We start from the raw sequence: 12,680 nt of genomic DNA on the forward strand, positions 1-12,680 counted from the left end.
AGACAGATGAACCGCCTCCTGAAAAACCGCGAAATCCTTCTCATCGTCATCATTGCGATCATGGTGGCCGCCTTCTCGACCCGTGCGCCGGGCTTCGCCTCGCCGGGCAATCTCGCCAACATCTTTAACGACACCTCGATCCTGATCATCCTGGCGCTCGGCCAGATGACGGTGATCCTAACGAAATCGATCGACCTTTCGGTCGCCGCCAACCTCGCCTTCACCGGCATGGCGGTGGCGATGACCAACTCCGCCTACCCCGACCTGCCGCTGGCGCTCCTGATCGTCATGGCAATCGGCATCGGCGCTTTGCTCGGAGCCATCAACGGCTTTCTCGTCTGGGCGCTGCAGATCCCGCCGATCGTCGTCACCCTTGGCACGCTGACCATCTATCGTGGCATGGCCTTCGTGCTCTCGGGCGGCGGCTGGGTCAATGCGCATCAGATGACGTCGACTTTCCTCAATGTCCCGCGCATGCCAGTGCTCGGCCTGCCAGTCCTCTCCTGGATCGCAATCCTCATCGTCATCAGTGCGTGGTTCGTCCTGACGCGCCTCCCCTTCGGCCGCGCGGCGTATGCCTCCGGTGGCAACCCGACCGCCGCGGTCTATGCCGGAATCGATATCGGTCGGACGCGCTTCCTCGCCTTCGTCTTGTCGGGCGCGCTGGCCGGTCTTTCCAGCTACCTCTGGGTATCGCGCTATGCCGTTGCCTATGTGGATATTGCAGCCGGTTTCGAGCTCGATACGGTTGCAGCCTGCGTGATCGGCGGCATATCCATTGCCGGCGGCATTGGCACCGTTGCCGGCGCAGTGCTTGGCGCCCTGTTCCTCGGCGTTATCAAGAATGCCTTGCCAGTCATTGGCATATCGCCCTTCGCCCAAATGGCAATTTCCGGCATCGTCATCGTACTCGCCGTCGTCTTCAATGCCCGTGCCGAAAAGAAGGCGGGCCGCATCATCCTGCGCAACCGCGCAGCTCCCGAGGTAACCGCATGAACGACGTCGCTACCACGAAACGAGTTATTCCAGACCGGCTTGGGACGAAAGCCTCGCGCATGCTCGGCAGCTGGGAAATCCTGCTCTTAGGCGTGGCGGTGTTGATCTTTATCTTCAATTCCCTCGCCTCGCCCTACTTTCTCAACGCCTGGAACCTCTCAGACGCGACGTTCAATTTCACCGAAAAGGCGATGATCGCCTTTGCCATGGCTTTACTCGTCATTGCCGGCGAGATCGACCTGTCGGTCGCGGCAATCATCGCGCTTGCTTCGACGGCGATGGGCGCAGCCGCACAGGCTGGTATTGGCACGCCTGGACTGGTGACGATCGGCATCGGCACCGGGCTTGTCTGCGGGGCCTTCAATGGACTGCTTGTCGCAGGTTTGCGCCTTCCGTCCATTGTGGTGACGATCGGCACGATGAGCCTCTTCCGGGGCATTTCCTACATTGTGCTCGGCGACCAGGCCTATGGCAAATATCCGGAGAGCTTCGCTTACTTCGGACAGGGCTACGTCGCCTGGGTCTTCTCCTTCGAATTCGTGCTCTTCATCGTCCTCGCCATTGCCTTCTCCGTCCTCCTGCATGCGACGAATTTCGGTCGGCAGATTTACGTCATCGGCAATAATGAATTCGCGGCGCGTTTTTCAGGGATTCCGGTGGAGCGGGTCAAATTCATCCTCTTCCTTCTGACCGGACTGATGGCCGGTGTCGCTTCCGTCTGCCTCACCTCGCGGCTCGGTTCCACCCGGCCATCGATCGCACAGGGCTGGGAGCTGGAAATCGTCACCATGGTCGTGCTGGGTGGTGTTTCGATCCTCGGCGGCGCCGGCACGATCGCCGGCGTCGTCATTGCCGCCTTCGTCATGGGGCTCGTCACCTTCGGGTTGGGCCTGCTCAACGTACCCGGCATCGTCATGTCGATCTTCGTCGGTCTGCTTTTGATCATCACCATCGCCGTGCCGATCATTACCCGCCGCATCAGGGAAATGAGCCGATGACTCTGGAAAAATATGCCTTCAAGATGAAGCTCAATCCGGGCATGGAGGCGGAATACCGGAAGCGTCATGACGAGATCTGGTCGGAACTGGTCGATCTGCTGCACCAGGCAGGTGTCAGCGACTATTCCATTCATCTCGATCGCGAAACCAATATCCTCTTCGGGGTGCTGACCCGTCCACAGAACCATGGCATGGCGGGCCTGCCGGACCATCCGGTCATGAAGAAGTGGTGGGCACATATGGCCGATATCATGGAAACCAATCCGGACAATTCGCCGGTCGCGACCGACCTCGTGACGGTATTTCACTTGCCATGAACGAGCCGGGAAAGATCGCCGTCCTCGACATCGGCAAGACCAACGCCAAGGTCGTCGTGCTCGATTTCGCAACTGGCCAGGAGATCGCCGAACGGCGCATGCCGAACCGGGTTCTCTCCGATCCGCCATATCCTCACTACGATACGGAAGCGCTGTGGACCTTTGTGCTGGAAGCGCTGACCAACTTCGCGCAACAACCCGGCTTCGATGCGATCTCCATCACCACGCATGGCGCAGCTGCCGTGCTTCTGGATGACACGGGCAATCTCGCCTTGCCGGCCCTGGACTACGAGCATCAATATCCGGAAGAAATTCAAAAGGCCTATGCAGCTCTTCGGCCGCCCTTCTCGGAGACCTTCTCGCCGCCCCTTTCCGGCGGCTTGAATGTCGGGGCGCAACTCCATTACCAGAAGACGGTCTTTCCGGAGGATTTCGCCCGGGTGCGGACGATCCTGACCTATCCACAATACTGGGCGTGGAGGTTGACCGGAGTAGCGGCGAACGAGGTCACCTCGCTCGGTTGCCATACCGACCTCTGGCGACCGCGCGAAGGCGCCTACTCCTCGCTGGTCGATTCGCTCGGCATCCGGAACTTCATGGCGCCGGTGCGCTCCGCCTTTGATGCTTTGGGGCCGGTCCTGTCGGAGATCGCCGAAAGAATCGGCCTCATGAAACCGGCTCAGGTATATTGCGGCATCCATGATTCCAACGCCTCGCTGCTGCCGCACCTGATTGGACGCGAGCCGCCTTTCGCCGTCGTCTCGACCGGCACTTGGGTGGTGAGTTTTGCGGTCGGCGGTGATCTCGACCATCTCGATCCTGAGCGCGATACGCTCGCCAATGTCGATGCCTATGGCCGCGCGGTGCCCTCCTCCCGCTTTATGGGCGGCCGCGAATTCGAACTTTTGACCGCCGAGCTTGGCGAGCTCCCGCTGGAGGCCGCCGCCCTGGCCGCGATGCCTGCAGTAATCGAAAAAGGTGTCATGCTGCTGCCGAATATTGCAGCAGGCTCAGGCCCCTTCCCCGGCTGCGAGCGGCAATGGACCAACGAGGGGGGCACCTCGACGGACGAACGCTGGACCGCCGCCTGTCTCTATCTCGCGCTGATGACGGAGACCTGCCTCCACTTGATTGGCGCCAAAGGACCTGTTCTGGTGGAAGGCCCGTTTGCCTCGAATGCCACATACCTTCGCACGCTGGCATCGTTGTTGGGCCGCGAGGTGATTGCGCTGCCTGGATCGACCGGAACAAGCCAGGGTGCTGCGCTGCTGGCGGGAATGCCTTCGGTCGAGGCCAAGAAATTTGCGCGATTCGAGGGCAGCATCCATCACCTGACGGATTATAAAGAGAGCTGGCGCCGACACATCAGTTTTCCCGGTCATCGGGAGCCTGGTTGACGCCGCGTTTGCGCCAGAACTCACGCTCCTCCTCTTGCGTCACGAAATCCTCTGGCTCCGGAGCGGCCGGTTCCTTTTCGTGCGGGTAGCCTGCCTCCAGAAAGCTTTCGGCATCGAGATAGGCACAGGCTTCCGGACGCAATTCAACGTCCAGCACGTGAACGGCGATCTTTTCCGAATATTCCGCAATCGGTTCGGCATAGGAATAGCTCGCCCACGGGAAAAGTCTGGTCATGATCTCGTGGAGACTGTCTGCCCGCAAATGGTAGTCGAACCGCATGTCCGGACCGCTATCTCTGTCTTCCTTGAAATAGATGCGGAGATTGCAGAAGGTCGAAGGTGGGGCGATCCATTCATCCCAGACGAAGACAGTTATCCGATCTTGCATGTCCTCCATCAGCGGACGGTCGAGGGCAAAGATCGAACGCATCAGGGCTTCGGGATCGGCGGGGATCGCCTCTTCGAAAAGCAGCCGTGCCGCGGCGTCGAGCCGATTGGCATCCGGCACGACGATCGACCATTCCTCTTCCGTCTCCCGGCAGAAAGGCCGTTCAATGCGCTGCCAAACGATCCGTTTTCCGAGCGTGTCGGCAACGAGAAGATAGACCGGCAGCGAATGTCTTGTCCAATAGTCCAGGTGCTCCTTGCGCCCATGATAGAGGTATCCCTCCTCTTCCCGGACACAGGACGTTTCTGACCGGATGTGCAGCGCCATGAACCGGCCCGTGGCTCTCCCTTCATCGAGAATTTCCGCCCGCGCCTCTATGCCGATATCGGACTCCGGTATCCGACGAAAGAACCATTTGAAATCCCGCCGGAAAACCTGCTCGCTGGCATCGACCGCGAGGCGCGTGGCCTGATCCACCGGATGGTTTTTCGGGCCTTTATGGCGCGAGCGGCGGAGCGGCTTTAGCGGAGATCGCCGTCTCCGGATACCTGCAAGTGATGAGAACGCTGCTGTGAGCAGAGCTGCTATATGGGCGCCGGTTGCGAAGAGTGCTGCCTGGAGACGTCGCATCATGGAAGACCGTCCTCACGAAGCGCGGGCTCCCTTGTCCGACTGCTCAAGCAGCGCGAGCAGACCTTTGAGGATGTCCGTCGGAGAGGGCGGGCAGCCCGGAATATGGAGGTCTACCGGAACGACCTTCGAAACCCCACCCACGACCGCATAGCTGCCGGCAAAGCAGCCGCCGTCGCGGGCACAGCCGCCGAGCGCGACCACCCATTTGGGTGCGGGCGTGGCGTTGTAGGTTCGCAACAGGGCCTCGCTCATGTTCCTCGTCACCGGCCCTGTCACCATCAGGACGTCGGCATGTCTGGGAGAAGCGACGAAACGGATGCCGAAACGCTCGATGTCGTAAAAGGCATTGCTGAGCGCATGCATTTCGAGTTCGCAGCCGTTGCAGGACCCCGCATCGACGGCGCGGATCGACAGGCTGCGGCCGAGCCGCCGGCGGGCCGCCTTGTCGAGCGCCGCCGCCAGTTCCTCCGCCGCCACGTCGGAAATATCCGGCGCCGGTTCGGTCAATGGCGGTCGGATTACACTTCCAAAAAGGAGCTTGCGCATGACGGCCTCCCTTCAGAGATCGTGACCGGAATAGGAACAGTTGAACGATTTGTTGCAGAGGGGAAAATCGGCGACGATATTGCCCTCGATGACTGCCTCCAGCAGCGGCCACTGGAACCAGGAAGGGTCGCGCAGATGGCACCGTTCCACCGTGTTCCCGGCAAGCCGGAGCCAGACCAACACATCGCCGCGAAAGCCCTCGACCATCGCCATGCCCTCCCTCACCTCGCCATTTTCGGGAAGCTCGATCCGCACCGGCCCGGCCGGGAGCCGGTCGAGGATCTGTTCGACCAGCGACAGACTGCTCTCCACCTCCCGGATGCGAACCCAGACGCGCGCATTGACATCACCCTCGCGCAGAACCGGCACGTCGAAGGCAAGTTCTCCGTAGGGCAGATAGCGCAAGGCGCGCCGAGCATCGAAATCGCGGCCTGACGCACGTCCGACATAACCGCCCGCGCCATACTGGCGGGCGAGTTCCGGCACGAGTCGGCCGGTTCCAACGGTCCGGTCCTGCAAAGAGGCGGTATTGTCGTAGAGTTCCACCAGGGCCGGAAACCGGCGGCGGATTTCCGCGAGCAATTCCCGCAAGGCGGTGATACCGATGTCATCGAGGTCGGCAACGACGCCGCCGGGCACGATGCGGTCGCGCATCAGGCGATGCCCAAAAGCGATGTCCGCCGCCCGCAACACCCGCTCGCGCAACACGCCGCAATGGGCGAGCATCAATGAAAATGCCGCGTCGTTGCAGATGGCGCCGATATCACCGAGATGGTTGGCAAGTCGCTCCAGCTCGGCCATGAGCGCTCTGAGCCAGACCGCGCGTACCGGTATTTCGAGCCCGAACGCTGCCTCCACGGCCCGCGAGAACGCATAGGCATAGGCAACTGTACTGTCGCCGGATGTCCGTCCGGCGAGCTGGAGCGCTTTGTCGATGTCCGCACCCGCCATCAGGGCTTCGATCCCCTTGTGGACATAACCAAGACGCTCTTCTAGGCGGACGACCGTCTCCCCATTGGCGGTGAACCTGAAATGCCCCGGTTCGATGATGCCGGCATGGACCGGTCCGACCGGAATCTGGTGCAGGCTTTCTCCTGTCGCCGGCAGGAATTCGTAAGGAGCCGCTTTGGAAGAACGGAGCGCCTTCTCTCCGAGCGGGAAGCGGATATCCCAGCGCCGGTGGTCGAGCCAAGGCCGGGTATCCGGCAAACCTTCGGGTTCAAGACCCGTCAGATCGCGGACCGTCCGTTCCAGGCGAAGCGCCGGTGGGTGATGTTGCGCGACGGAAGGATATGCACCCTCCAGCCCCTCAAGGCTGGCGACGCAGACCGCGCCGTCGACTTCATCCAGCAGCGCCATATGCACACTGTTCCGTTCGCCCCAGAGGCCGAGCAAGGTCAAGTGTCCATCCCGGAGAGCCTCGGCCAGGAAAACCCGGGCATCGGCATCGACAACGATACGTGGCCAAGGTTGATGCGCCTCGATGAGGCGACCGGTCCGGATGAAATTGCTCAGCATCGGCATACCCGTCCCCCTCATCATCGAAGAAGGTTGGCGATATGCTGGAACCAGGCGACCAGCGGCGGCGGCAGATAAATGCCGGCGCCGAGTACCAGCGCCAGATGGGCGTACATGGGAATATAGGATGCCTTGCCCGGGGCTACGCTGCCCCGTGGTTGGCCGAAGGCCACCCCTGTCAGCCGCAGAAGCAGGGCCCCGAATGCAACCAACAACCCGAAGACAAGCGGGATCGCGAGCAGCGGATGTCGTGCGAAGGTGGAGCTCACGATCAGGAACTCGCTCATGAAGATACCCATCGGCGGCAGGCCGGCAATGGCAATGACGCCGGCAAGCAATCCCCAGCCCAGGCCAGGATGCGTCTCGGTCAGGCCGCGGATGGCGGAAAGCCTTTGCGTTCCCTTGATTTGCGCGACATGGCCGACGGCAAAGAAGATCGCCGATTTGGTGAGCGAGTGCATGACCATGTGCAGCAGGCCAGCAAAATTGGCGAGTGGCCCACCGAGGCCGAAGGCGAAGACGATGATGCCCATGTGCTCGATCGAGGAATAGGCAAACAGGCGTTTGATGTCGCGGCGGCGATAGAGCATGAAGGCGGCAAAGATCAGCGACGTCAGCCCCATCGTCATCATCAGCGGCCCGGCGGCGATCGCCTCGGGACTGGCGGCAAGCAGGATCTTGAAGCGCAGGACCGCATAGAGTGCGACGTTCAGCAGGAGGCCGGAGAGCACCGCCGAGATCGGCGTCGGTCCCTCGGCATGCGCATCCGGCAGCCAGGCATGCAGCGGCGCGAGGCCAACCTTGGTACCGTAACCCAGAAGCAGAAAGACAAAGGCGACATTGAGAAGCGCCGGATCGAAGGTAGCGGCATGCTCCACAAGAATGGTCCAGACCATGGCGTCATAACCTTCGCCGACGACCGGCTGCGCGGCGAGATAAACGAGGATGGTGCCGAAGAGCGCAAAGGCGATACCGACGCTTCCGAGGATGAAATATTTCCAGGCCGCTTCCAGCGCCTCATGCGTCCGATAGATGCCGACCATCAGCACCGTCGTCAGTGTCGCAAGTTCGACCGCCACCCACATCAGCCCGATATTGTTCGAGACGAAGGCGAGGTTCATGCCGAACATCATGACCTGATACATGGCATGGTAGAAACGCAGGTTCGACGGCGTCAGCCGCCCGGTTTCGAGTTCGTGCGCGATATAGCTTGCGCTGAATATGCTGGTGGTGAACCCGACGAATGCATTGAGGACGATGAAGACGATGTTGAGATCATCGACGAGCAGGTATTGTCCCGGCTCGGGCCGTTCGGTGACGAACAGGGAAAGGGCGGCGAGCAGCGTCAGCAGGCTTGCAAGCACATTGAGCCGCGCCGTGATCCTGTAGCCGGGCAAGAGGGCCAGAAGCGCCGCCGCCGCGACGGGGATCAGCAGGACCGCCGCCACCGCATCGAAGGCGAGCAAAGGGGATAGCGCGTTCACTTCCGCCTCCTCCCCCTGAAATCGTCGAGTGCCCTGACATCGACGGTATCGAACCGTTCCCGGATGCGGAACAGGAAGACGCCGATGACGATGAAGGCAATCAGGATCGAGAAGGCGACACTGATCTCGACGACCAGCGGCATCCCCTTGGCGCCGGTCGCGGCCAGCACCAGCCCGTTCTCCAGCGACATGAAACCGACGACCTGGCTGACCGCATTGCGGCGCGTGACCATAATCAGCAATCCGAGCAGCAGAACGGAGAGGGCGAAGGCAAGATCTTCACGGGCAAGCGGATCGGCCTCCGGCGTGACGCGCAGCATGACCACGATCGACAGCGCGACGAGCCCGATGCCGGCCAGCATGGTCGGGCCGACTCCGACGACCGTCTCGATCTCGCGATGGATGCCGAGCTGGCGGATCATGCGATGGAGCGCCACCGGAATGACGATGGCCTTGAAGATGAGGGCAATGGCCGCGGTCACGTAAAGATGCGGCGCGTCCTGAACGAAAGCCTGCCAGGCGACCGACAGTGTCAGCACCAGCGAGTGCAGTGCGAACACGTTGAGCAGGGCATAAAGACGGTCCTGGTAGAGCATCATCATGCTCACCAGCACCAGTCCGCCGGCAAGCATGTGAGCGATGTCGAAGACCGGACCATTCATCACAGGCTCCTCGAAACGAAACGCAGAAGAGTGGCAAGCAGCGCGAGCATGAGCGCGGCACCTAAGAATTCCGGCACGCGAAAAACTCGCATTTTGGCGATCGAGGTTTCGAACAAGGCAAGAAGCGCGCCCCCGACCGCAAGCTTGGTCAGATAGACGACGAGCCCGGCCAGATAGGCGATCGGCCCCGCTTCCGGGGCCGCTAGTTTCCACGGCACGAATATGCAGACGATCAGCGAAATGTAGAGGAGCAGCTTGAGCGACGCCGCCAGTTCGATCATCGCGAGATGCCGTCCGGAATATTCGAGCACCATAGCCTCGTGCACCATGGTGAGCTCCAGATGGGTCGCAGGATTGTCCACCGGAATACGGGCGTTCTCGGCAATCGCCACCATGACGAGCGCGACCAGGGCGATCGCGAGGGAAACGCGCAAGCCGACCTCAGGGGAACTCATGAACCCGGCGATCGTCGAAAGCTGCGTCGAGCCGGCCACCAGGGCAAGCGTGAAGATGATGAGCAACATTGAAGGTTCGGCGAGCGTTGCGATCATCGCCTCGCGGCTTGAACCTATCCCACCGAAGCTGGTGCCGACATCCATGCCAGCGAGCGCCAGGAGGAACCGCGCACTGCCCAGAAGGGCGACGATCGCAATCAGGTCCGCCGTCCAACTGAAGATCAGGCCGGTCGCGAATGTCGGGATGACGGCCGCCGCCACCCAGGTCGAGGCGAAGATCAGGTAAGGTGCCACCCTGAACAGCCAGGATGCGTTCTCCGCGACGACGGCCTCCTTGCGGAACAACCGCAGGAGATCGCGATAGGGCTGGATCAGCGAGGGGCCCTGCCGGCGCAACAGCCGCGCCTTGGCCTTGCGGATGAGACCGGTCAGCAGCGGCGCCAGCAGCACGACAAGCGCCATCTGGAAAGCCTGAACGAGAAGAGCCGAAATCAGGACCATAGCGCCAACACCAGAAGCAGGAAAACAAGCGCAAGGAAGACCAGGCTCAGATAGCGCCGGATCGACAGGAACTGCAGGCGGTTGAGCTTCTCGGCAGCGAACCCGACGGCGCCCGCGATCGGCACATAGAGTCCCTCCCAGACCAGATCGTGCTGCTCGACCGAGAAGGTGGCTGGCCGGAGATCTCCCGGGGCCGGCATATCCACCCGTTCGCGGGCACGCATGGCGAGCGTGCCGAAGACGCGCCTGACGGGCTGGGCGAAGCTGCCTGCCGTATATTGTGTCGAAGGGCTGTTTTCGGGAAAGCCGCAATCCCAGGCGGCAGAACGACGAAGCGCCCGCGACGCCCAGCGATGGACGACATAGATCGTTGCCGAGGCTGAGACGGCGATGAACAGGAAGACCAGCAGGCCGTTGTAGGAACTGCGGCTTTCGGCGATCGGTACGATCGACAGCCAGGGGATATCCATCTGCACCGGCATGCGATCGCCGACCAGGGAAAGTACCACGGGCGAGGTGCCGTCGATAACGATCCCCGGCAGGATGCCGGCAAGCAGGCACAAGCCTGCAAGCGCGCACATCGCCGCAAGAGAGAACCGGTCCACGTCCGCGACTTCGCTAGCCGCCGGAGTTCGGGGACGGCCGAGAAACGTGATGCCGAAAGCCTTGACGAAACAGGCGGCCGCCAGCGCGGCCGACAGGGCGAGCAGGCCACCCACAGCCGGCACTGCGATCTTCAGCGCCCATTGCGGCAGGTCGGGGCTCTGCAATATGGCCTGGAAGGCAAGCCATTCCGACGCGAACCCGTTGAACGGCGGCAAGGCCGAAATTGCGACACAGCCCACAAGGAAGGTAAAGCTGGTGACGGGCATGCGATGGATGAGGCCGCCGAGCTTCTCCATGTCCCGCTCACCGGTCGCCGTCAGCACCGCGCCGGCGCCGAAGAAGAGCAGGCTCTTGAAGAGCGAATGGTTGAGGACATGGAACAACGCAGCGGTCAGGGCCAGCGCCGATGCTAGTCCCATGCCGTTTGCCTTGAAGGCCAGCGCCAAACCGAGGCTGACGAAAATGACGCCGATATTCTCGATGGTGCTGTAGGCGAGCAGACGTTTGAGGTCGCGTTCCATCAGGGCATGCAGAATGCCGAGCGCCGCCGTCGCTCCGCCCAGCAGCAGGACGATGAGGCCCGACCACCACAACGGCGCGCCGAGAAGATCAAAGGTGACGCGGATGAAGCCATAGATCGCGATCTTGGTCATGACGCCGCTCATCAATGCAGAGACATGGCTCGGCGCGGCGGGGTGAGCCAGCGGCAGCCAGACGTGCAGCGGCACGAGCCCCGCCTTGGAGCCGGCGCCGAGCAGCAGGAGGATCAGGACAAGGCCTGCCGTCAGCGGCGTATGTTCAGCCGCGCGAATGGCGGCAAAACCGTAGGCGCCTTGAGGCCCGGCAAGCAGGCCGAAGGCGAGCAGCAGAGCCAGCGTCCCGAAGCTTGCCATGACGATATAGATGTAGCCCGCCCTGCGATTGCCCGCATCGCGATGATGCGACATCACCAGCGCCCATGAGGCGAGCGACATGAACTCCCATGAAATCAGGAAGGTGAACGCATCGTCGGCCAGCAGCACCAGGTTCATTCCGGCGATGAAGGCCGGAAAGAACGGCAGCACCCGGTGCGGCGCATGCTCGTGCCGGCCGTAGCCGAGACCGTAAAGACTGGCGAGCGTGCCGCCGAGATTGGCCACGAGCAGGAAGAAGGCGGAGAGCGCGTCGAGCCGGAAATGGGCTCCGAGCCACGGCAGGCCGATGGGAAGGATGAGGGTCGGCGCGTCAACGAAAGATGTCGCGAGATGCATAAGACTGGTGACGAAAGCAATGGCCGAGAGAAGAAGGCTCAGCCCATAGATGGCCGGGGTCGCCCGGTGTGACCGGCTCATCAAAATCCCGAGCCCTCCCGTCACCAGAAACATGACAATACATGACAGGATGACGGAAAGCGATGTCATGAGCTCGACCCCGCCTTATTCCTGCGGGCAGGTGATCTTCCTGCCCCGTCTTCGGGCGGGTTGGCTCTCGTTTTCAACCGGACCCCTCGTCCGCCGTCCTCACTGACAGCGCCCTCTCTGATGAGTTCAATCCCGGCGTTCTCCAGTGCCGCCAGCAAACGCATCAGAGAATCGACATTGCCGCGGACGACGTCGACGCTGGCCTCCATGCGCTGGATTGTCGGCACCGAAATTCCCGCCCGCTCGGCCAGTTGGCGCTGGTCGATTCCAAGAAGAGCCCGGGCGGCTCTCATCTGAGCAGCAGTAATCACGATTCATCCATCGCTTATATTACGCAGACTCTGATATTCGCGAGTTATGATGTACCTATTGATGTCTCAAATCAACATTCTGATGCAATGAGACTCTGAAATTGGATTCCGCACTGCAATAAGGAAGTGGAACCCGCGTGTGATATCTTCAGAGTTTCGGCCCGATGATTTGCCGACGCGTCAACGCGCATGGTCCATCGCAGCGATCGGCGAAACCCGGAAATTAGAAGTATCGGTGTAAGGGGATGCGCCCGGCAAATAGCCTGCGCATCTCATTCACATCTCACGCCATGGGGAGCTTCGACGTGGATCTTCAATCCAAGAGCTGGCGCAAACGGGTGGCAAGCTCTCGTGCCGTGTAGGGCTTCTTGAGCCAGCTTCCCGATTGGGCAAGTTCGCGTCCGGCGATCGCCGGCTCGGCATAACCCGACGTGAACAGCACCCTGATATTCGGACGCCTCGCACGGA

The 12,680-nt window shown here is 61.6% G+C and carries 13 protein-coding genes; 4 read left to right on the forward strand and 9 right to left on the reverse strand.

Annotated elements, in window-relative coordinates; genetic code table 11:
- Nucleotides 1-6 precede the first annotated feature (6 nt).
- Genes ABK249_RS28895 through ABK249_RS28910 form a run of 4 tightly spaced genes read left to right on the forward strand, consistent with a single transcriptional unit; the run spans nucleotide 7 to nucleotide 3,708 of the window.
- Nucleotides 7-996, forward strand: coding sequence for an ABC transporter permease (locus tag ABK249_RS28895; protein WP_227703987.1), 990 nt, complete (start codon nucleotides 7-9; stop codon nucleotides 994-996).
- Nucleotides 993-1,994: an ABC transporter permease gene (locus ABK249_RS28900; protein ID WP_227703988.1), complete on the forward strand. Its 1,002-nt coding sequence runs from the start codon at nucleotides 993-995 to the stop codon at nucleotides 1,992-1,994. Before ABK249_RS28895 ends, ABK249_RS28900 begins: the two co-directional genes overlap by 4 nt.
- Nucleotides 1,991-2,311 (forward strand): L-rhamnose mutarotase, encoded by a 321-nt coding sequence (rhaM, locus tag ABK249_RS28905; protein WP_037152834.1) that lies wholly within the window; start codon nucleotides 1,991-1,993, stop codon nucleotides 2,309-2,311. The genes ABK249_RS28900 and rhaM overlap by 4 nt, the downstream gene beginning before the upstream one ends.
- A complete protein-coding gene (locus ABK249_RS28910) occupies nucleotides 2,308-3,708 on the forward strand; it encodes an FGGY-family carbohydrate kinase (RefSeq protein ID WP_227703989.1) in 1,401 nt (466 codons plus the stop codon). Before rhaM ends, ABK249_RS28910 begins: the two co-directional genes overlap by 4 nt.
- On the opposite strand, the gene ABK249_RS28915 is transcribed toward ABK249_RS28910, so the two are convergent.
- From ABK249_RS28915 to ABK249_RS28955, 9 genes are all read right to left on the reverse strand, one after another.
- The gene (locus ABK249_RS28915; protein ID WP_227703990.1) at nucleotides 3,677-4,729 is read right to left on the reverse strand and encodes a DUF4365 domain-containing protein; all 1,053 of its coding nucleotides are present in this window, start codon (nucleotides 4,727-4,729) and stop codon (nucleotides 3,677-3,679) included. The genes ABK249_RS28910 and ABK249_RS28915 overlap by 32 nt on opposite strands.
- 12 nt (nucleotides 4,730-4,741) lie before the next feature.
- Nucleotides 4,742-5,275: an NADH-quinone oxidoreductase subunit B family protein gene (locus tag ABK249_RS28920; RefSeq protein WP_037152842.1), complete on the reverse strand. Its 534-nt coding sequence runs from the start codon at nucleotides 5,273-5,275 to the stop codon at nucleotides 4,742-4,744.
- Between the two features lie 12 nt (nucleotides 5,276-5,287).
- Nucleotides 5,288-6,799, reverse strand: a complete 1,512-nt coding sequence (locus ABK249_RS28925; protein ID WP_227703991.1) for a hydrogenase large subunit — start codon at nucleotides 6,797-6,799, stop codon at nucleotides 5,288-5,290.
- A 14-nt stretch (nucleotides 6,800-6,813) separates the two neighbouring features.
- A complete protein-coding gene (locus tag ABK249_RS28930) occupies nucleotides 6,814-8,277 on the reverse strand; it encodes a hydrogenase 4 subunit F (RefSeq protein WP_037152847.1) in 1,464 nt (487 codons plus the stop codon).
- On the reverse strand, nucleotides 8,274-8,939 hold the full coding sequence (locus tag ABK249_RS28935) for a hydrogenase-4 component E (protein ID WP_037152851.1): 666 nt from the start codon (nucleotides 8,937-8,939) through the stop codon (nucleotides 8,274-8,276). The genes ABK249_RS28930 and ABK249_RS28935 overlap by 4 nt, the downstream gene beginning before the upstream one ends.
- Nucleotides 8,939-9,895, reverse strand: coding sequence for a respiratory chain complex I subunit 1 family protein (locus ABK249_RS28940; RefSeq protein WP_227703992.1), 957 nt, complete (start codon nucleotides 9,893-9,895; stop codon nucleotides 8,939-8,941). Before ABK249_RS28940 ends, ABK249_RS28935 begins: the two co-directional genes overlap by 1 nt.
- Nucleotides 9,886-11,901 carry a hydrogenase 4 subunit B gene (hyfB, locus tag ABK249_RS28945; RefSeq protein WP_227703993.1) on the reverse strand — a complete coding sequence of 672 codons (2,016 nt, stop codon included), beginning with the start codon at nucleotides 11,899-11,901 and terminating at the stop codon, nucleotides 9,886-9,888. The genes ABK249_RS28940 and hyfB overlap by 10 nt, the downstream gene beginning before the upstream one ends.
- The gene (locus ABK249_RS28950; RefSeq protein WP_200883969.1) at nucleotides 11,898-12,212 is read right to left on the reverse strand and encodes a helix-turn-helix domain-containing protein; all 315 of its coding nucleotides are present in this window, start codon (nucleotides 12,210-12,212) and stop codon (nucleotides 11,898-11,900) included. The genes hyfB and ABK249_RS28950 overlap by 4 nt, the downstream gene beginning before the upstream one ends.
- A gap of 313 nt (nucleotides 12,213-12,525) precedes the next feature.
- The coding region (locus ABK249_RS28955) for a response regulator (RefSeq protein WP_463139875.1) at nucleotides 12,526-12,680 on the reverse strand (155 nt) is incomplete at its 5' end.

Origin of the sequence: Neorhizobium phenanthreniclasticum, from assembly GCF_040066075.1 — a bacterium.
Lineage (GTDB): Bacteria > Pseudomonadota > Alphaproteobacteria > Rhizobiales > Rhizobiaceae > Neorhizobium > Neorhizobium petrolearium.

Bases quoted from the DNA above. Each gene is read 5' to 3' on its own strand.
- ABK249_RS28895 (WP_227703987.1), top strand. From the start codon at position 7: ATGAACCGCCTCCTGAAAAACCGCGAAATCCTTCTCATCGTCATCATT.
- ABK249_RS28900 (WP_227703988.1), top strand. From the start codon at position 993: ATGAACGACGTCGCTACCACGAAACGAGTTATTCCAGACCGGCTTGGG.
- rhaM (WP_037152834.1), top strand. From the start codon at position 1,991: ATGACTCTGGAAAAATATGCCTTCAAGATGAAGCTCAATCCGGGCATG.
- ABK249_RS28910 (WP_227703989.1), top strand. From the start codon at position 2,308: ATGAACGAGCCGGGAAAGATCGCCGTCCTCGACATCGGCAAGACCAAC.
- ABK249_RS28915 (WP_227703990.1), bottom strand. From the start codon at position 4,729: ATGATGCGACGTCTCCAGGCAGCACTCTTCGCAACCGGCGCCCATATA.
- ABK249_RS28920 (WP_037152842.1), bottom strand. From the start codon at position 5,275: ATGCGCAAGCTCCTTTTTGGAAGTGTAATCCGACCGCCATTGACCGAA.
- ABK249_RS28925 (WP_227703991.1), bottom strand. From the start codon at position 6,799: ATGCCGATGCTGAGCAATTTCATCCGGACCGGTCGCCTCATCGAGGCG.
- ABK249_RS28935 (WP_037152851.1), bottom strand. From the start codon at position 8,939: ATGAATGGTCCGGTCTTCGACATCGCTCACATGCTTGCCGGCGGACTG.
- ABK249_RS28940 (WP_227703992.1), bottom strand. From the start codon at position 9,895: ATGGTCCTGATTTCGGCTCTTCTCGTTCAGGCTTTCCAGATGGCGCTT.
- hyfB (WP_227703993.1), bottom strand. From the start codon at position 11,901: ATGACATCGCTTTCCGTCATCCTGTCATGTATTGTCATGTTTCTGGTG.